This is a genomic window from Natronoflexus pectinivorans (assembly GCF_004345615.1).
Classification (GTDB): Bacteria; Bacteroidota; Bacteroidia; order Bacteroidales; family Marinilabiliaceae; genus Natronoflexus; species Natronoflexus pectinivorans.
Map to the genome: position 1 here is coordinate 90,113 of NZ_SLWK01000012.1, position 19,628 is coordinate 109,740.

18 protein-coding genes are annotated in these 19,628 nt (G+C 40.0%); all 18 read left to right on the forward strand.

What is annotated here, in order from left to right; all coding sequences use genetic code 11:
- Positions 1 to 9: 9 nt before the first annotated feature.
- The 18 genes from EV194_RS13900 (at position 10) to EV194_RS13985 (ending at position 19,558) form a co-directional block, all read left to right on the forward strand.
- Complete coding sequence (locus tag EV194_RS13900; RefSeq protein WP_132434644.1) at positions 10 to 951, forward strand: GNAT family N-acetyltransferase; 942 nt, start codon at positions 10 to 12, stop codon at positions 949 to 951.
- Entirely contained in the window at positions 942 to 2,051 is a 1,110-nt protein-coding gene (locus EV194_RS13905) for a DegT/DnrJ/EryC1/StrS family aminotransferase (RefSeq protein ID WP_132434645.1), read from the forward strand. The genes EV194_RS13900 and EV194_RS13905 overlap by 10 nt, the downstream gene beginning before the upstream one ends.
- Positions 2,052 to 2,057: 6 nt before the next feature.
- The gene (locus EV194_RS13910; RefSeq protein WP_132434646.1) at positions 2,058 to 2,999 is read left to right on the forward strand and encodes a glycosyltransferase; all 942 of its coding nucleotides are present in this window, start codon (positions 2,058 to 2,060) and stop codon (positions 2,997 to 2,999) included.
- 27 nt (positions 3,000 to 3,026) lie between these two features.
- Complete coding sequence (locus EV194_RS13915) at positions 3,027 to 3,929, forward strand: glycosyltransferase family 2 protein (protein ID WP_132434647.1); 903 nt, start codon at positions 3,027 to 3,029, stop codon at positions 3,927 to 3,929.
- On the forward strand, positions 3,926 to 4,915 hold the full coding sequence (locus EV194_RS13920) for a glycosyltransferase family A protein (RefSeq protein WP_132434648.1): 990 nt from the start codon (positions 3,926 to 3,928) through the stop codon (positions 4,913 to 4,915). Before EV194_RS13915 ends, EV194_RS13920 begins: the two co-directional genes overlap by 4 nt.
- A gap of 183 nt (positions 4,916 to 5,098) precedes the next feature.
- Positions 5,099 to 6,130 carry an N-acetylneuraminate synthase gene (neuB, locus tag EV194_RS13925; protein ID WP_132434649.1) on the forward strand — a complete coding sequence of 344 codons (1,032 nt, stop codon included), beginning with the start codon at positions 5,099 to 5,101 and terminating at the stop codon, positions 6,128 to 6,130.
- 15 nt (positions 6,131 to 6,145) lie between these two features.
- Positions 6,146 to 7,279 carry a UDP-N-acetylglucosamine 2-epimerase gene (gene neuC / locus EV194_RS13930; RefSeq protein ID WP_132434650.1) on the forward strand — a complete coding sequence of 378 codons (1,134 nt, stop codon included), beginning with the start codon at positions 6,146 to 6,148 and terminating at the stop codon, positions 7,277 to 7,279.
- Between the two features lie 31 nt (positions 7,280 to 7,310).
- Positions 7,311 to 8,054, forward strand: a complete 744-nt coding sequence (locus tag EV194_RS13935) for an acylneuraminate cytidylyltransferase family protein (protein ID WP_165921900.1) — start codon at positions 7,311 to 7,313, stop codon at positions 8,052 to 8,054.
- A gap of 32 nt (positions 8,055 to 8,086) precedes the next feature.
- Positions 8,087 to 9,508, forward strand: a complete 1,422-nt coding sequence (locus EV194_RS13940) for a glycosyltransferase family protein (protein ID WP_132434652.1) — start codon at positions 8,087 to 8,089, stop codon at positions 9,506 to 9,508.
- Between the two features lie 3 nt (positions 9,509 to 9,511).
- Complete coding sequence (locus tag EV194_RS13945; protein ID WP_132434653.1) at positions 9,512 to 10,657, forward strand: glycosyltransferase family 4 protein; 1,146 nt, start codon at positions 9,512 to 9,514, stop codon at positions 10,655 to 10,657.
- Positions 10,658 to 10,669: 12 nt separating this feature from the next.
- Positions 10,670 to 12,082, forward strand: coding sequence for an O-antigen ligase family protein (locus EV194_RS13950; protein ID WP_132434654.1), 1,413 nt, complete (start codon positions 10,670 to 10,672; stop codon positions 12,080 to 12,082).
- Between the two features lie 15 nt (positions 12,083 to 12,097).
- Positions 12,098 to 13,228 carry a glycosyltransferase gene (locus EV194_RS13955; RefSeq protein ID WP_132434655.1) on the forward strand — a complete coding sequence of 377 codons (1,131 nt, stop codon included), beginning with the start codon at positions 12,098 to 12,100 and terminating at the stop codon, positions 13,226 to 13,228.
- Positions 13,225 to 14,325 carry a glycosyltransferase gene (locus EV194_RS13960; protein WP_132434656.1) on the forward strand — a complete coding sequence of 367 codons (1,101 nt, stop codon included), beginning with the start codon at positions 13,225 to 13,227 and terminating at the stop codon, positions 14,323 to 14,325. The genes EV194_RS13955 and EV194_RS13960 overlap by 4 nt, the downstream gene beginning before the upstream one ends.
- Entirely contained in the window at positions 14,322 to 15,401 is a 1,080-nt protein-coding gene (locus EV194_RS13965; RefSeq protein WP_132434657.1) for a glycosyltransferase family 4 protein, read from the forward strand. Before EV194_RS13960 ends, EV194_RS13965 begins: the two co-directional genes overlap by 4 nt.
- The gene (locus EV194_RS13970; protein ID WP_132434658.1) at positions 15,391 to 16,677 is read left to right on the forward strand and encodes a phenylacetate--CoA ligase family protein; all 1,287 of its coding nucleotides are present in this window, start codon (positions 15,391 to 15,393) and stop codon (positions 16,675 to 16,677) included. The genes EV194_RS13965 and EV194_RS13970 overlap by 11 nt, the downstream gene beginning before the upstream one ends.
- The gene (locus tag EV194_RS13975) at positions 16,674 to 17,711 is read left to right on the forward strand and encodes a glycosyltransferase family 2 protein (RefSeq protein WP_132434659.1); all 1,038 of its coding nucleotides are present in this window, start codon (positions 16,674 to 16,676) and stop codon (positions 17,709 to 17,711) included. The genes EV194_RS13970 and EV194_RS13975 overlap by 4 nt, the downstream gene beginning before the upstream one ends.
- A 135-nt stretch (positions 17,712 to 17,846) precedes the next feature.
- Positions 17,847 to 18,731: a DUF488 domain-containing protein gene (locus EV194_RS13980; RefSeq protein WP_132434660.1), complete on the forward strand. Its 885-nt coding sequence runs from the start codon at positions 17,847 to 17,849 to the stop codon at positions 18,729 to 18,731.
- A complete protein-coding gene (locus EV194_RS13985) occupies positions 18,731 to 19,558 on the forward strand; it encodes a hypothetical protein (RefSeq protein ID WP_132434661.1) in 828 nt (275 codons plus the stop codon). Before EV194_RS13980 ends, EV194_RS13985 begins: the two co-directional genes overlap by 1 nt.
- Positions 19,559 to 19,628 lie beyond the last annotated feature (70 nt).

A 19,628-nucleotide genomic window follows, 5' to 3' on the forward strand; every position in this document is an offset into this window, starting at 1 on the left:
AAGAAGTTTATGCAATTCGATATTGTCAAATATAAAAAGGAGAATCATAAAGCATGGGATGAGTTCATCCAACAATCCTGGAATGGCGTTTTTCTATTTAACCGTTCGTTTATGGATTACCACCAGGAGCGTTTTACCGACCACAGTTTGATGGTTTACAAAGGCAAAAAGCTAAAGGCTGTTTTGCCTGCCAATGAAAGCGATGGCGTGCTCTACTCTCACCAGGGATTGACCTATGGAGGCTGGGTGTTGTCGCCGCGCTTTTCCTCCTCCGATTTGGATACGTTGTTTATTGAGTTGGAAATATACCTACATGAAGCAGGATTGCAAGGGATTGAGTATAAACAAAAACCATATGTGTTTGACAAACATCCAAGCGATACCGATTCATGGGTTTTATGGAAAAATGGTTACGAGTTATGGCGCCGGGACCTCTCTTTCTTTATTGATTTGAGAAACTTTACCGGTTTTGCACGTGATAAGCGATACCGGTTTAATAAGGCTGGCCGTAACGGGTTACGAATTGATGAAAAGGGAGATATACCCACATATATGGCTCTGGTTAATGAAAACCTTTCCAGAAAATATAACACGAATGCAGTTCATTCCACCGATGAGGTTTTGCTGTTGCAAAACCGTTTTCCGAAAAATATTAAGACCATCCTCGTTTACCAGGAAGACCTTTTTTTAGGTGGAACGTGGATGTTTACCGACAATGATTTTATTCACACACAATATCTTCATTTTAACCATACGGGCCGCGATTTATGTGCTGCCGAGTTTTTAATTAACTACCTGATGGAAACTTATGAAGATAAGCGGTATTTAAGTTTTGGAACTTCCACCGAAGAAAATGGCACCGTGCTAAATGAAGGTCTCGCTTCCTTTAAAGAAGGGTTTGGTGCCGCAGGTTTTTGCCACGATTTTTACAAAAAAGAGATATGCAGGTAAAGTTTCTTGATTTGCTAAAGGTTAATGAACCTTATTTTCCTGATTTAATGCGCGCCACCCAAGAATTTCTTGAGGGGGGATGGTATATATTGGGTAACGAGGTAAAGGCTTTTGAACAGGAGTATGCCACTTATTGTGGAACTCCATTCTGTGTTGGAGTTAGCAACGGCTTGGATGCTTTGCGGTTAATTTTTGAAGGATATAAAGTGTTGGGAAAGTTACAGGATGGGGACGAGGTTATTGTTCCGGCCAATACTTATATTGCTTCTATTTTGTCGGTCACACAGAGCCGATTAAAGCCGGTGCTTGTTGAACCGGATTTAGATACCTACAACATCAGTGTTGAAAATGTGCTGAATGCCATTACACCAAAGACCCGTGCGGTGCTTGCCGTTCATCTTTACGGACAGTTGGCCGATATGGAGGCTTTGCAGGAGATTTGCAAAAATCATTCGCTGTTGCTGGTTGAAGATGCGGCGCAGGCACATGGAGCAGCTTGCCGGAATGGCAAGTTAGCAGGGAATTTGTCCCATGCTGCCGGTCACAGTTTTTATCCCGGTAAAAATCTGGGGGCTTTGGGCGATGCCGGAGCCATTACCACCGCTGATGAAGAACTCGTAAACGCTGTTCAGGCGCTTCGGAATTATGGTTCCCACAAAAAGTACTACAATATGTACGAAGGATTTAATATGCGGTTGGACGAAAATCAGGCGGCCTGGTTACGCATTCGGTTAAAGGGTTTGGATGATGAGAATAATCGCCGAAGAGAGTTGGCAAAAATCTATAACGAAAAACTTAACAAGGAGAAATTAATTTTGCCTCAAGAGGCAAAATATGGTAAACATGTTTACCATATTTATCCGGTTCTGCATCCCAATCGCGATAAATTGCAAAAATATTTATTGGAGAATGGCATTCAGACCATGGTTCATTACCCTGTACCTCCTCACAAACAAGAAGTATTTAAAAATTGGCAAGATTTTTCTTTTCCATTAACTGAGAAGATACATGAACAGGAACTGAGTCTTCCAATGAGTCCGGTGCATACCAATGAAGAGATAGAGTATGTTGTTAAGGTGATTAATCAATTTCAGGAGTAAAGAACTATGACAGAAAGATCCCTTCCAAACAGATGTGATGAGCTGGTAACCTTTGTGGCTTTGTGTTACAATCAAAGCCGTTTTTTAAGAAAAACTCTGGACAGCATTATTAACCAGACATGGGCTCCCGGACATTTTTACATCATTGATGATTGTAGTACAGACAATTCGGTATCTGTTATAAAAGAATGGCTGGCTGAAAATAACAACCCGGCCACACTGATTGTGCATGAATCCAATCAGGGTATAACACGAACAATGAATCATGCATTAACGCTATGTAAAACAAAATATTTTCATCCATGGCCTTGTGACGACATTATGATGCCGGATAAGATTGAAAGTCAGGTTTCATATATGGAATCACTGGATTGGCAGCCTGGCTTTTTGTATGGTGATATTCAGTGGATTGACAATGATGACAACCTTTTGCGTGAATCGGTAGTGGCCGATAGAAAGAAACTTTTTTCTGATCATCAAATGCCTTGTGGGTTTATCTTTCCGGAGTTGGTTCAGCATGGCTGTTTTATTCCGACAGCCTCGGGTTTGTATGTAACTAAAGTTTTGAAAGACCTTGGCGGTTTTGATGAGGAGTTGTTTGCTGAAGACTGGGACATGTTCATGCGGATTGCCTTGCATTCCGGAATTGCCTATAAAGAGCAGGTTTTTAGTAAGTACCGAAGGCACAATGGCAGTGCAGAAGTTTCTAAAGGAGAACGTTATTGGCAGGGGCATTTTAAAATATTACCAAAGTATTTGGGTGTAAACCCAAATTATGACACCATTATTTGGGATAAAATTGGACGTGATGCTTTACAGGCAGCACGTGATGGAGCTAAAAACAGCTGGCGATGGTTGTGGCAGTCTATTTTAAGAACCCGCAACTACAAAATGTTATATTCGTTTCTGCGAATAAAAATGAGAGTAGCGGTTGGATTGGTTTTGTAATTTCATGTCAGCAGATAATCTAATGTTATGCCAACCGTCTCGGTAATTGTAACAACATATAACAGACCGAACTATCTAAAAGAAGCGTTAGATAGTGTTTTCAAACAAACGTACAGAGACTTTGAGGTCATTGTGATTGACGATGGTACACCCGGGGTTGAAAACGAGCAGATTTGTGATGCCTATTCCGACATAAAGTACCATAAAATATCCAATTCCGGCAGTCCTATCGTTCCTCGTAATACGGGAATTTCCATGGCTAAAGGCAAATATATTGCCTTCCTGGATGATGATGATATATGGCTGCCTGAAAAACTTGAAGTGCAGGTTGAAATTCTTGATAACAACCCTGATTTTGGTCTGGTGCATGGATATTGTGCTGTTATTGATTCCAAAGGGAATAAAACAGGAGAAATTGAGGGTAGATTAAAAAATCCTTTTCTGAAACACGGTTATGTATTTGACCGCATGGTGGGGAATTTTACCGTGATGATGTCCACTCCTTTAATCAGGCGTGAAGTTTTAGAAAAGACCGGAGGGTTTGATGTTAATATTCCGGCAGCCGGCGAGGATATGGAGTTTTATACTCGTTTGGCATTTTATACACAGTTCTGGTTTTTAGACCAACCATTGGTCTTATATAGGGTTCATGAAGCAGGCATTTCAGTAAATAATTATAATTACAACCATTTACCGGTGGTTCTTTACCGCACGGTAAAAAACCTGAAACAAAAAGAAGGACTTGAAGCAAGGAGATTCAGGTTAATAGTTCGTCGTCTTTTGCTTCAACAGCTAGCCATGGCAAATTCAAACCGGACTTTCCGGACAGCGTTTCTAAATTCTTTTAAAATATCCCCTCTGTTTTGGATTCATCCTATTGTTATTTGGGGGTTAGTTCTACGTCTTCCTAATCTTTTTAAGTTTAAATGAGAATTGGTGTAAACCCTCAGAAATCAAACATTCAGGAGCTTTCACACAAAAGGCACAGAGTGATTTTGCCTTTTTGGATTCCAAATGTTATTGACAGCTATTTTAAGAACCAACCGGAAGTGTTGCACTGGTGCTTAAAAAGTCTTACTGAAACCATCAACCCCGAAACCACAGCCATTACGCTTATAAACAATAACTCATGTGACGAAGCATCTCAGATTGCTGAATCATTTGTTAAGAAAGGAGTGATTGACAAATATGTGGTTTTAAATGAAAATCGGGGGAAATTGGAGGCCATCATTTCGGAGGCACGGGCTTCTTATGAGGAATATATTACCTTTTCAGATGCAGATTTTTTGTTTTACAGTGGATGGGAGGATGCTGTTATTGATGTTTTTAATAATTTTTTACGTGCAGGGGTGGTAACTTGTTATCCTTGTCCTCATTTAACTTTTCACTATAATTCTGCATGGATTTGGAGCCGGAAGCGGCAGTGCGGGAAAGTCGTTGCTGATGAAGACCTGGAAATGGTTGAAATGGGCTTTGGAAACGAAAAAGGGGCAGGAGTCTTTTCCGGATTAGGCATAAAAAGGGATGTGGAATGGAGAGAGATGCAATATTTTCTGAACAATGATGGAAATAACGCATGCGTTGGAGCCACGCATGCTCTGGCTACCATGAAACGAGATATCATTAAGAATTTTCCCGATAAAAAGGTGAAATATGTTTTTAAAAACGGCTACGAACACGATTACATTGATTTTGTTCCAGAGAGGTTAGGCTATTATCGCCTTTCAACCACTCGTTGCCTTGCATATCATTTAGGGAACTCTGTTCCTGATGAGGTGGTTTCCAATCATAAGGTGGCCGAGCGCACACAGAAATCCTTTCCGGAATACAAACCACGTTGCATATTCCTGAACAGGTTGCTTTATTATATATTAAATCCGGCTGTTCGGTTTGTAAGGAAGTATCGGTTGATTTGAATTGTTTTGTGCACTAAACTTGTTCTCTTTGTTCTTAAAATAGATTAAGTCTGAGTGGGCAAATAGGCCGATTAGGAAAATTTTTAAAGCAAAAAATTTCGGTTATCACCAATACGAAAAAACAAATTCATGAAACGAGTTCTACCGAAATATAGGAAGCCATTGAATAACAAATTATAGTATATGAAAATATTACATCGTGAAATAGGTGAGAATTTTAAACCACTGGTTATTGCCGAAATAGGAATTAACCATGAAGGAAGTCTTGCTGTCGCCAAAGAGATGGTGGATGCGGCACATCGTGCAGGAGTGGAGGTTGTTAAGCATCAAACGCACATTGTGGAGGATGAAATGGCTCCGGCTGCAAAAAACGTGATACCTGGAAATGCCGATGTTTCCATTTATGAAATAATGGAGCGTTGCGCACTGAATGAAGCCGATGAAATGGCTCTAAAGGAGTATGTGGAAAGCAAAGGGATGATTTTTATAAGTACTCCTTTTTCCAGGGCTGCTGCCGATAGGTTGATGCGTATGGATGTCCCGGCATTTAAAATCGGTTCAGGTGAGTGTAATAACTATCCATTGCTGGAACATATTGCAGCTTTCGGGAAACCGGTGATTTTGAGTACAGGTATGAACACCATAGAAAGTATCAAAAAGGCGGTAGCCATTTTTGAAAAGTTTAAAATTGATTATGCGTTGCTGCATACCACCAATCTTTATCCTACTCCAAATCACCTTGTGCGTTTGGGAGCCATGACTGAAATGGCCGAACATTTTTCTGTAGTTCCTTTCGGACTTTCTGACCATACATTAACAAATCATGCCTGTTTGGGTGCGGTTGCTTTAGGTGCTTCCATTCTCGAACGCCATTTTACCGACCATAAAGAACGCACAGGGCCTGATATTGTCTGTTCAATGGACGAAAAAGAGTGCAAGGAACTAATCGAAGGTGCAAACATCATTTTTGAACAGCGCGGTGGTAAAAAAGAGCCGGCCAAAGAGGAGCAGGTAACCATCGATTTCGCTTTTGCTACGGTATGCTCAATTAAAGAGATAAAAAAGGGAGAACAGTTCACCATGGAGAATATCTGGGTAAAGCGACCCGGTACGGGCGAAATTCTTGCTGAAAAATTTAAAGATGTTTTGGGAACAACAGCCGCAAGAAACATTGAAGCGGGTGAACAGTTAAGCTATCAGGATATAATAAAATAGAATATCGGATATCAAATGAAGAAAATTTTGTTTTTAACGGGTACCAGAGCTGATTTTGGAAAACTGAAATCGCTGATGTATGCTGTGGAGGAGAAAGAGGGGATGGAGCCGCATATTTTCGTGACGGGTATGCACATGCACCGTAAATATGGTCTGACTGCGATCGAAGTTGAGAAATGTGGCTTCAAAAACATATACCGCTACTATAATTCAACGCAGGAATCTACCATGGATTTAACGCTGGCTAAAACCATTGAGGGCCTTTCCAATTACATTAGGGAGGAACATCCTGACTTAATTGTGGTGCATGGTGACAGGGTAGAGGCATTGGCAGGAGCCATTGCCGGTGCTTTGAACAATATCTTGGTGGCACATGTGGAAGGCGGAGAGGTTTCTGGTACCATCGATGAACTCATCAGGCATTCGGTTTCAAAAATGAGTCATGTTCATTTTGTGTCCAACGAACTGGCCAAGAAAAGATTAATTCAAATGGGAGAGTTGGAGGATGCCATTTTTACCATTGGTTCACCTGATATAGATGTGATGTTTTCTGATAACTTGCCAAAACTGGAGAAAGTGAAGGAGTACTATGAAATTCCGTTCTCTCAATACGGAGTACTTATGTTTCATCCGGTCACTACTGAGTATGAAGCACTGGCTCAATATGCTGATAATTTGGTGAAAGCTGTCATGAAATCCAACATAAATTACGTGGTGGTTTACCCCAATAACGATTGGGGTTCTGACATCATACTCAAAGCTTATGAAACTTTCACAAATCAGCCAAATTTCAGGGTGTTCCCTTCCATCCGGTTTGAATATTTTCTGGTGCTGATAAAAAACGCAAAGTTTTTAATTGGGAACTCAAGTGCAGGAATCAGAGAAGCGCCATACTACGGTTTGCCCAGCATAAACATTGGTACCCGGCAAAATAACCGGGCGTTAAACGATTCAATCATCAATTGCGGTTACGGCCAATCCGACATTGAAAAAGCGATACAAGATGCATTGGTACAGAAACATATTGATTCTTCCTATCAGTTTGGTTCCGGAAACAGTGCGCAACTTTTTATCAATGAGTTGTCAAAAGAGGCTTTTTGGGATATTCCCAAACAGAAATTGTTTCATGACATTGTGCCGGCCATTTAGTACTTCAATCCCAAAAAAATATTACAACATAATGTCAAGTGAAATTATCGGTTTTGTAGCATTTCGGAAAGGTTCAAAAAGACTTCCTCAAAAAAATGGAAAACTTTTGGGAGGGAAGCCATTGTACCAGATTGCTCTGGATAGACTGGTTAGATTAAAGGAGAAGGGCTTAATCCATAAAATTGTGGCTTCAACTGATAGTGAGGAGTGGCAGGAAGCTTGTCGCAATGTTTACGCCGATGAGGTGATTATTCATAAAAGAAATGAAGCCATCAGTGGTGATTTGGTCAATGAAGGAGAAGTCATCCTGGATTTTTTTAGTCAGGCTCCACATTTACGGGGTTCTGCCGTCTTATTAACCTTATGCACTTATCCGTTTTTAAAAACGGAGGTGCTTACAGAAATTGTGGAAAAATACAATGCTGTTTTAGCCAACGTATATGCTATAAAGGAGGCTCACCATATGCCGCAAAAGCTTTTACGGTTAAATGAAAATGGCGAACTTCGTCCATACTTATTTGATTCAATGCAATCCTTCGAGGCCAACACAAAGAAACTTAAAGAGAAGCATCCGGTATCATTTTATTCCACAGGCGCGTTTTTAATTCATAATGCCTGTGAGGCACTGTCAAATGACATGAATTTATGGAACAGCGATAAAATATACGGTGTTAACGACGACAGCTTTCATATTGATGTGGATACACCTGAGGATTTTGAGTTGGCCGAAGTTTACATGGAATATTTATTACGAAAAAAGATAGCTAACTACTAAACGTAGTAACCATCTGCATAGTTTATTAAAGAATGAAGAAAGTTGCAATATTTTTACCTGATGGCGTCGGAATTAGGAATTATCTCTTTTCCCGGTTAATCAGCAATCTTATTGAGCAACAAGCACAAGTTGTGCTTATTGCTTCATTATCAGATAAAGCGATAAAAGAAGCCGAAAGGGTTCACGGACTAAAGTTTGAAGTGGTTCAGATTCCTGAGTATCGCGAAGGAATTCTTGAAAAATTTTGCAGAGAACTTGAAAACATCTCTCGTTTAAGAGTTTTTCAGCGAAAGCTGAAAAATCCAACCATCATCCCCGACCATGAATGGGGGCATCTGACAAAATACAGAGGGATTGTATGGCTTTTCTATTTCTTAATTCGTTTTGTTTCAAATTTTACTGCCAATTACTCCATCATAAAATTCATCAATAATAAGTACTTAAATCGGGTTTCAAAATCACCTTTTATGGCAGGATATAACACGCTTTTAAGTGAAGTTAAACCTGATGTTATTTTGTGTACGCACCAGAGAGCCATCACGGCTTCTCCATTGTTTGTAGCTGCAAGCAAGGCTGGAATTGAAACTGCTACAGCCATTTATTCCTGGGATAATTTACCCAAAGCGCGCATGGCCTTCAGAGCTGGTAAATACCTGGTTTGGTCGCAATATATGAAGGATGAGGTTTTGTTTTATTATCCCGACATCAATCCCGATGATGTTGTGATTACAGGAACTCCCCAATTTGAATTTTACAGGCAGGATGAGCTTTTGATGAGCCGTGAGCAGTTTTGTGAGCAGTATGGTTTTGACCCCGGCCGGCCAATTGTTTGTTATTCGGGTGGCGATCGGCTTACAAGTCCTTACGACCAGGATTATCTGGAGGATTTGGCAGCGGCCGTAAAGGCACTTCCCGAAGAGGAGCGTCCACAGATACTTTTTCGTCGTTGTCCGGTAGATTGGAGTCCACGATTCGACCCTGTAATAGAAAAACACAGTGATGTGATTAAAGCAGTGGACCCGCTTTGGGCTTTTGAAAAAGATGAAGCAGAGAAATGGACTTTAACGTACCCTCTTTTTTCGGATGTTAAATTGTTGGCTAATGTGGCGCGCCACTGCGATTTGGTTTACAACGTTGGTTCCACCATGGCGCATGATTACAGCATGTTTGATAAGCCTGCCTGTTACATTAATTATAACCCTGAGAATGCCAATGGAACTTATTCGGTAGAGAAAATATATAAGTATCAGCATTTCAGGAGTATGCCATCGTCTGAGGCTGTTATTTGGGTGAATTCAAAACAGGAAATTTCAGCTTTGGTAGCCAATGCGGTTCGGAATCCGCAACAGGTTGCCACACAACGCAAAGCGTGGCTTCAAAAAGTTATTTTGCATCCGGTAACAGAAGCATCCGCCAACATTGCGGGTGTTTTATTAAACGGAAAATCTGAGTAGTTCATGCACATCTGTTTTCTTTCTCACGAATACCCAATATGGGCCACCGGCGGAATTGGAACTTTTATCCAAACCACAGGTCGGGCTCTGGTTGCAGCCGGACATCAGGTTTCGGTTGTAGGTATTGGTTTTAAAGATGAAGAGGAGGTTTTTGATGATGAAGGAGTGACCGTTTACAGATTAGCATATCCCCGTTTTTTACAGAAACGGGGAAGGGCAATCAGTCGTGGTTGGGTTATGCGAAAACGGGTATTAAGAATTCATCAACAAACTCCCATTGATATCCTTGAAACTCCCGAAGCAGGTTTGTATTACTGGTTTGGCAGGCAGTCATTTGTGAAAGTTGTACGAATGCACGGTGGCCATCATTTCTTTGCTGAAAGTGAGAACAGGGAAGTTAAGTGGGGACGAGGCATGCTTGAAAAAATATCATTCCGAAACGCAGATGCCTTTATTGCAGTTTCGAAATATGTAAAGAGCCACACTTCGAAGTATCTTTCAACCGGTAAAAAGCCGGTTGAAGTGATAAGACTTTCGATTAATGACAAGTTATTCAGGCAGGCAGACCGTAGTAAATCAATCAAACATCGTTTGGTGTTTGCGGGTACAGTGTGTGAGAAAAAAGGCATCAGGCATTTATTGATAGCTTTGCAACAGGTCATTGTTAAATACCCAAAAGTGCATTTGGATGTTTATGGGCGGGACTGGAGTTATGCGGATGGGACATCATATACCGCAACATTAAGACATTCTTTTAGTGAAGATTTATTGTCACATGTCACATTTCACGGGCCGATAAATCTTTCCGATATTCCTGCGAAGTATGAACAAGCTGAGCTTTGTGTGTTTCCATCTTTGATGGAAACACAGGGATTGGTTGCTCCCGAAGCCATGATGATGGGAAAACCGGTGCTGTTCAGCAATACAGGACCCGGAATGGAGACCATTGAACACATGGTAACCGGATTGCTGTGCAATCCATACGAACCTAAAGATATTGCAAGGCAGATTGTTTTCGCATTGGAAAATCCCGAACGAATGAGCGAAATCGCTAATTCAGGTCAACGTTTTGCTCAAAAAACATTTAATTTGAACGAAGTTACTGAGCGAAATATTGATTTTTATCAAAGGCTTTGTAAATTGCATTAAATATATCGGTTTATGGTTGATTTGATTCATACAAAGAGGGGACACATTTTTCTTATTGGATTTCATTTGATGCTTGGCGTTTTGGTGAAATATATGCCATCGCTTGTGGCGATGGCTTATGTGGGGTTGTTTTTGTGGTTTGTATGGGATGTAGTTTACACTTACGACCGAAACAGCAGAGCCGGTTTTTATGCCATTTACCTGATGGGTTTAGAGATGGTTTACCGAATGGCAGGTGCACAATTTTCGTGGGAGTTAGGGAAATACGTCTGTATCATCATGTTCATTATCGGTTTGATTATTGGCCATCGCAAGTATATCGCCTGGACATTTGTACTTCTTCTCATACTTCTGCTTCCGGCTATGTTTTTGGTGGAAGGGAGCAGTTCAGTTGAAATCAGAAAAAGCATACTTTTTAATATGTCGGGACCCTTAACTTTGGTCATGGCTGGATTGTACTTTTTCCGACGTCCTATTGAGGAGGATTTATTTTATCATCAAATGCGGATGGCGTTTCTACCTGCATTTACAATTATTGCAGCATTATCGGTGATGGCTAATATTTCCCATTTGGAGTTTGCCAGCGTGCAATCCAGTGGTGCTGCTGCCGGAGGTTTTGGACCCAACCAGGTTTCCACTGTATTGGGCTGGTTCATTTTAATGGTGTTGTTGTTTAAGATAAATAAAAGACAAATTACCGTCTGGAATTGGCTTGATTGGGTTATGTTATTCTATTTGGTATTAAGAGCTTTGCTGACTTTTTCGAGAGGAGGGGTGTTTGGTAGTTTGTTGGCGTTCACTGCAGCTGTTATGGTTTTGGTGGTTACATTCCCGAGTTATAGGAAGCAATTACGAAAGGCTGCTCCGTATATTCTGGTAGGAATTCTTTTCTTTATCGGGGTGTTTTTCGTGGCTAACCGCATAACCAATAATTTTCTTCTATATCGGTATCAGGGGTTAACTACAACAGAGGTTCAAACAGGTGTCCGACATGCCAATCGAAGTGTGCTCACAGGTCGGGATGCCATAATTCGTGCCGACGTTCAGATATTTAAGGATAATCCTATGCTGGGGGTGGGGTATGGAATGGCTGAAGGACACCGAGCCCGTTATTACGGGCAGTTTGCAGCTGCGCACACAGAATTTGCACGACTTCTTTCGGAACATGGTATCTCAGGTGTAATTTTTATGTTGTTGGGGATGATTTGGTTGCCCATAACTTTTTTTATGCGGGTGCGTTCTCCAATGACGCGGTTCTATTTTTTGGCATTCTACCTGTTAAGTATGTTCACCATGTTTCACGCTGCCATGCGTTTGGCTTTGCCTGGCGTGCTGTTTGGTGCAGCTTTTATGATGATTAAGATGCAACCAAAAATTGAATCTAAAACGAAGGAAGAGTTTCATCAATTAGAGATGGCTGGCTAGTTTTTTAATTTTTATATGCGATTCTTAATAGTATCTCCCGTTATTCACAAATCTGCATCAAATGGTTTTGCCGGATACACACCCTATATCAGGGAGATGAATTTGTGGTTGAAGCATGTGGACGAAGTTGTTGTAGCAGCTCCATCTATCAAGCAAAATCCAGACCCTCTTGAGTCTTTTTATGACCATCCCCGGTTAAGATTCGTAGAATTGCCGGAGATTGATACAACCTCTTTTTTAAAGCTTCTTAAATCCTTATTAGCAGTTCCTCTTATATTACTCAGGTTGTTTCGTGAGATGTATCGTACCGACCATATTCACTTGCGTTGTCCTTCGAATATGGGTTTGCTTGGCTCTTTTGTTCAGTTGTTCTTTCCAGGAAAACCCAAAACAGTAAAATATGCCAATAACTGGGATTGGCAAAGCGTTCAGCCTTTGACTTATCGTATTCAGCAAAGGATTTTAAGAAACTCTTTGCTGACTCATAACGCAAAAGTTTTGGTATACGGTGACTGGAATGAGCGAAGTAAAAATATCGTTCCTTTTTTTACAGCATCTTATTCGAAGAAAAAGGCTCACCCTGTTGAAATTCGGGAGATAAACAAAGAAGAGCCTATGAAAATGTTGTTTGTCGGCACATTAACATCCAACAAACGACCAATGCTAGCTATTCAGGTTTTGGAGCAACTTCGGAATAGTGGCATTGAGACTCAGTTGATCTTGCTTGGGGATGGCTTTCAAAGAGATGAAGTCGAGGATTATCTTCAAACGAATAAGTTGACGTCTGTTGTTCATATAAAAGGAAAAGTTGCTCCCGATGATGTGATTGAATATTTCAAAGAGAGCCATTTTCTGGTTTTTCTGTCGCAATCGGAAGGGTGGCCTAAAGTTGTGGCTGAAAGTATGTGGTGGGGATGTTTACCGGTAACTACCAACGTTTCGTGTGTTAAGCAGATGATTGGTGATGGAACGAGAGGTGTTTTGGTAGAACCTGAGCAAGAGATGGTGGTAAAATCAATTGAGGAACTCATTAACAATCCTGAAAAGTATAAATCAATGTGTGAAGAGGCGATGACATGGTCGCGACAATACCATCTTGAAAGATTTGAGGAGGAGATTGTTAAATTTTTAAATGCAGCCTCATGAGAGTTCTTTCCATGATTGACTCCCTGATAGCAGCCGGGGCGGAACGTATGGCTGTAAATATTTCCAACGGACTATCAGAGAAAGGCATTGAGAGCCATTTGTGTGCCACTCACGCCGGAGGTCCACTGGAGGAGTTTGTTTCTCCAAAGGTTCCGTTGTTCATTCTTGAGAAAAGAAATGCTTTGGATTTTTCCGCTCTTCGTCGGCTGAAAAAATATATCAGAGAACATCGTATTGACATTATTCATGCACATTCATCATCGGTTTACTGGGCTGTTTTGGCTAAGTGGACGGGCAGCAGGGTAAAAGTAATTTGGCACGACCATTATGGGTTTAGTGAACAGTTGCACGAGCGAAGTTCCTCAGTTTTAAAACTGATGGCTTCATCCATTTCGCATGCATTTGTGGTGAATGATAAACTTCGGAATTATGCCGTGGACAGCTTAATGATGCCCGAAAATCAGGTCTCCTTTTTAGCAAATTTTGCGGATATAAATATTGATGGGAACGTCAATCGAGAAATAAACTTACCGGGATTGGATCAATATCCGAAACTGGTTTGTCTGGCCAATTTGCGTCCCCAGAAGGACCATCATAATTTGTTGGATGCTTTTATTTTGATGAAAAAACAGCATGAAAATGCTGTTTTATACCTTGTAGGTGGTCACTTTTCTGATGATTATTATTTCTCTTTGATTGAACGAACTAAAAGCGATGAGAATTTAAAGGGAAGCGTTCATATTTTAGGTTCAAGAAATGATGTGGCTGAAATCCTAAGTGCCTGCGATATTGGAGTGCTCTCTTCATTGTCGGAAGGTTTGCCGGTTTCACTATTGGAATATGGTTTGGCTGGTTTGCCTGTGGTTTGTACAAATGTTGGGGATTGCAAATTTGTTTTGGATGGCGGAAAACTTGGAAAACTTGTAGAGCCAGCTAATTCAACAGAACTGGCTGAAGCATTGAAGTCTATGTTGGTAAATCCCCAAACGATGAAGGAGTTTGGGAGCGCGTTTAAAAATCATGTTCACAAAGAGTTTTCAAAAGATGGTGCAATGAACAAAATCATTGATGTTTATAAATCTGTTTTGGCTGTATGAAGAAAAAATCGGTTAAAACTTTATTCGTAGGGCCTTTTTCACCGCCTTTTACAGGGGATGGTGTTAAGAATAGTTGCTTGAAAGAGGGTTTTGAATCCCTTGGTGCAAAAGATTTTATCTGGTTCGACTCTATTTGCCGAAAGGGCAACAGGTTTTTACACCTGTTGCAACTTATTCCGCTGATGTGTAAAAGCCGACAAATCATACTCTCACTGAACAGAGAAGGTCGTTTTTTTACCATCTGGCTGTTTTTCCTTATCAGGATTTTTTTCCAAAAAAAAGCGGCACTGTATGTGGTAGGAGGGACGTTCGACCTTCAATTAATGGATATGCCTGTTTTTAACCGTCGTTTATACATCAATGCCATTAATAAGTTGGATGGGATATTTGCTGAATCTGCAGCGTTGAAAAAAGGCCTGGAAAATCTGGGGATTAAAAATGTTGAAATAGTTTATAATCCCCGAAAAGATAGTGGTGATAAATGGCAATTGACCAATGAAAATAGCGGGAAAGTGCTTTTTATCTCCAGAGTGACCGAAGTTAAAGGAGTTACAGTATTAATGGATGCTTTTGAAAGTCTGGCTGGAGATGATTCCGATTTAACTCTGGATATCTATGGTCCGGTTGACGAAGGTTACCACGATTATTTTGTGAAAAGGGTGAATGCCTCAAAAGGAAAAATCAAATACTGTGGCATGATTGACCCCCTAGAGGTGCAATCTGTTTTAGTTAACTATCACTTTTTGGCTCTGCCAACATTTCATTTTGGAGAAGGTTTACCGGGCATCCTGGTGGAGGCTGGAATGGCCGGAACACCTATTGTAATCACTCGATTTAATGCGCTTCCCGAATATTTTGAAGATGAAAAAAGTGCTCTTTTCGTGGAGCCGCAGGATGTTTCTGACTTGCAAAATGCCATGGGGAAATTGTTGAAAAATCCTGATTTGTCAGAAACTCTTAGTGATGGCATACAAAAGGTGGCTGAGCCATTTCGGGTTGAAATGGTAATTGAGCAATCTTTGGATTTATTTAGAGGTTATGGCTGGAACATTATAACAGAGGGAGATGGGTATTGATTTTTTTCGAGTTTTGAAAGTTTTGGGCTTCCCCGTTAGGGAAGCTTGTGATATGTTTTCACAAATCCCCTTCGAGGGGGATTTGCTGCAGTGGCAAAGAGAAAAAGCAGATGAAATATTCAGGTTTCATTATAAAGAAAACGAATTTTATCGAAATTTTGTTGGATTCGAACCAAAAGAGTGGACAAAGATTCCCGTTATAAAAAGAGCTGATTTAAAAGGAGGTTTCAGGGGTAAACTGCCAGCATCGGTTCAAAATCAAAAACTTTATCTAAGCAGCACGTCAGGCTCATCAGGCGACCCGCTTTACTTTGCACGCGACAGGATGTCTCATGCTCTGGTTTGGCTGAATGTGGAGCGACTATATAATCAAGTCGGGTTATCGGTGAATCATCGACAGGCACGGATGTTTGGTATATCCCGGCAGCCTGTTGGAAGGTTAAAAGCCAGACTTAAAGACAACCTCTCTAATCGTTATCGATTCAATGTATTTGATTTGTCAGATGAAGCATTTGAAAAGTGGGTGCAGAAATTCAGAAGGGGCAGGTTCACATATATTTATGGATATACAAATTCATTGGTGGCTTTTGCTCGTTTTCTCAAAAACAGCAACATCACTCTTGCCGATGTTGCAAAGTCATTGAGAGCCTGCATTGTGACATCAGAAGTATGCACAGAAAAAGATGCTCAAACTCTCAGGGAAGCTTTAGGAGTCCCTGTCTACAATGAATATGGTTCGTCTGAATTGGGTGTGATGGGATTTAAGCAAAATGGCTTTTGGTGCGGTTCAGATGGATTGTTATATTTCGAAGTTCTTGATGAAAACGATGAGATTGTTCCGGATGGTGAGACAGGTTATTTAACCTGCACGGCATTGTTTAATCGTGCGACTCCTTTTATCCGTTATAGAATAGGCGATTTGGCAGTTATAAATAGAAGCAGCGGCATCACCAAAATAGAGAAGGTAATGGGTAGTCTGAACGATATGGCTCTTTTGCCTTCAGGCAAAAGAGTTCCCGGAATCTCATTCTATTTCGTAGCAGAGGAGCTATTAGATAAATCGGACATTGTTAAAGAGTTTCTATTCAGACAAACATCTCACGGATTTGTGTTTGAGTATGTGGCTTCAAGAGATTTAAACGGGGTGGAGTTTGATGCTTTAAAGCGTGGCTTTGACGCAATTGTAGGCAAAGGAACTACTCTGATTTTAAAGCGGGTAGAACAACTTCAGAGAGGGTTAAACGGTAAGTTCAAACACTTTATTTCAGAATTATGACGGAGCAGCCTTTTGTTTCAGTGGTTTTGCCCATCAGGAACGAGGAGAAATATATAGCAGCTACTTTAACAACAGTCTTAGAACAGGATTATCCTAAAGAAAAGCTGGAAATCATCATTGCCGATGGCATGTCAACCGACAACACCCGACAGGTGGTTGAGCAGTTCATTTCTGAAAAGAGTGGTTTAAAAATAGAGTTGGTGGACAATCCGGAACTGACTGTCCCTTTCGGTTTGAACCGAAGCATTACCTCCTCAACGGGAGACGTCATTGTGAGAATGGATGCGCATTCTGTATATCCGTCAAACTATATTTCCAGGCTTGTAAAGGCGCTGTTTGCCTTAAATGCTGATAATGTAGGTGGAGTGGTGGATACTGTGCCTGCAAATGATAAAGTAAAGAGTAAAGCAATTGCCATTGCTTTGAGTCACCCTCTGGGAGTTGGAAATTCTTATTTTAGAATTGGTAGTGACAAGATAAAAGAGGTTGACACGGTGCCATTTGGTTGTTTTAGAAGAGAGGTGTTTCAAAAAAATGGCATGTTCGACGAAGACTTGGTTCGAAATCAGGACGATGAGTTTAACGGCCGCATGAAAAATGCCGGAATGAAAATTCTTCTCATTCCCGATGTCGTTGTGAAATATTTTGCCAGAGACTCTTTTTCGAAACTATATAAAATGTATTTTCAGTATGGCCTTTATAAGCCATTGGCAGGATACAAACTTGGCGGAATACCTACGGTGCGTCAGTTGATTCCATTTTTCTTTGTGTTGTTTCTGTTTGGTGGTCTGCTGTTGTCGCTGCTACTAAAGCCATTGTTTTATGTTTATTTCGTTGGTGTTTTGACCTACCTTACCTTGCTGGTTGGAATTTCCATAAAGCTAAGCTTTAAACACAAACAGCCATTGATGTTTCATTTGGTTTGGAGTTTTTTTATACTCCATTTTTCATACGGGGTTGGCTATTTGCGAGGACTAACAGCACTGGTTTTAGGTCAGAAAGGCAGGTTCCGGAAGAGCAGCCTGTCGAGGTGATGGATATAGCTTGGGAAGGTATTGTTTATTCAATCTGAGGGAACTGTTTGTTTTTGCGGTTTGCTGTAAATGAGTCGGTTATTAATTAATTTGCGAAAAATTTAGCATTGCAAAATCAAATTGTATCTTTGTTTCATGTATTATAGAAGAAAGATATTATTGGCATTGCTACGCCAGTTTGGAGGAAAGCTTGATAAGATTAGCCTTCAAAAATTGTTGTTCCTTTTTGTAAGGCAACAAGATAAAAAGTCGTTTTACTTTGTTCCATATCGTTTTGGGTGTTACTCATTTCAGGCAAATGCTGACCTGAAAACACTAACTAAATACAATCAAACGGAAGAGACGGAAAATGATTGGATATTAGTAGATGAAAAAGACTATTGCCAAGAACTTAACACTAAAGATACAGCTGCATTAAGGAATATAAAGGTCGAATTTGGTGATTATGATAGCCGTAAGTTAATTGAATTAACATACAAAAACTTCCCCTTTTTTGCTATTAATAGTACGATTGCAGATAAATTCTTATCAAAGGATGAATTGTTAAAAGTTGAGAGCCAACGAATCCGGAAGACGGAAACAATTTTGTTTACCATTGGATATGAAGGGATAACATTGGAACAGTATATCAATAAGTTGATTGTTAATGATATTAAAGTTCTTTGTGATGTTCGTAAGAATCCAATGAGTATGAAGTTTGGGTTTAGTAAAAGTCAACTTAAAAATGCTTGTCAGGGTGTCGGTATTGAATATAAGCATATTTCAACCGTTGGCATTGAAAATGATAGAAGACAAGAATTAAACACTCAGGCTGATTATGATAAGCTGTTTGTTTTTTATAAGGAGAGTATTTTGCCAACAAGGACAATGGAACAACAAGAATTACTTGATTTATTAATTGATAAAAAACGAATTGCTTTAACCTGTTTTGAAGCCAATGTAAGACAATGCCATAGAAAGCATTTAGCTGATTCTATTTCAGTCATGAAGGGTTTTAATTACGAAATTAAGCATATTTGATGACTCGAAAGAAAGTCCTCATAACTGTAACAACATATCCGTTGCCATCAAGAAGTTATGATGAGTTGGTTTGTACTGCCGGAGTTCTGGAGAATGGTGATTGGATTAGAATTTATCCGGTTCCTTTAAGTTTCTTAATCGACTTGAAAGGAACAGGAACTGTGAAAAATGTAAAATATACATGGATTGAACTTGATTTGATTAAACGGCAAGATGATTTTCGCCCCGAAAGTCACTCGCCTGTAAATTATGATTTCAAAGATATTGTTGTAGGTGATACAATCAAAACCGATGGGAATTGGATATTAAGAAAGGATTATTGTTTAAAGACTATTTTCACTAATAAGAAGAAACTACTCGAAGAATCTAAAGCTCCTAAGAATTTATCCTTAGCTACATTTAAACCCACTAAAGTGATTGGAGTCGAAATTGAAGAGGACGATAGAGAGTGGAAAGATGAGTGGAAGGAACTAAGAAATCAAGGTAGCCTTTTTGAAACAGTAAAGCCAATTGAGGATTTGATACCAAAGCTTCCGTATAAGTTTTTCTATCGATTTATTGACGATGAAGGTGTTGAAAGTAGGTTAATGATTGAGGATTGGGAAATTGGAGCTTTATATTGGAATTGTTTGAGAAGAGCCGATGGAGATAACGGAATTGCATTGAGAAAAGTGAAAGAGCAGTATGAAGATAATTTTATCAGAAATAAGGATTTGTACTTTTTCCTTGGAACAACAAAAGAATGGCACAGAAGAAGAGCCAATAATCCATTTGTTATAATTGGTGTTTTTTATCCGAAGAAAGAATTGCAAGGAAGATTGTTTTAGTTGCAAGATGTGTTTTTTACCACTTAAAAAAACTAGACAGAGTTTAATTTACACTCCCCTAAGAAAACCA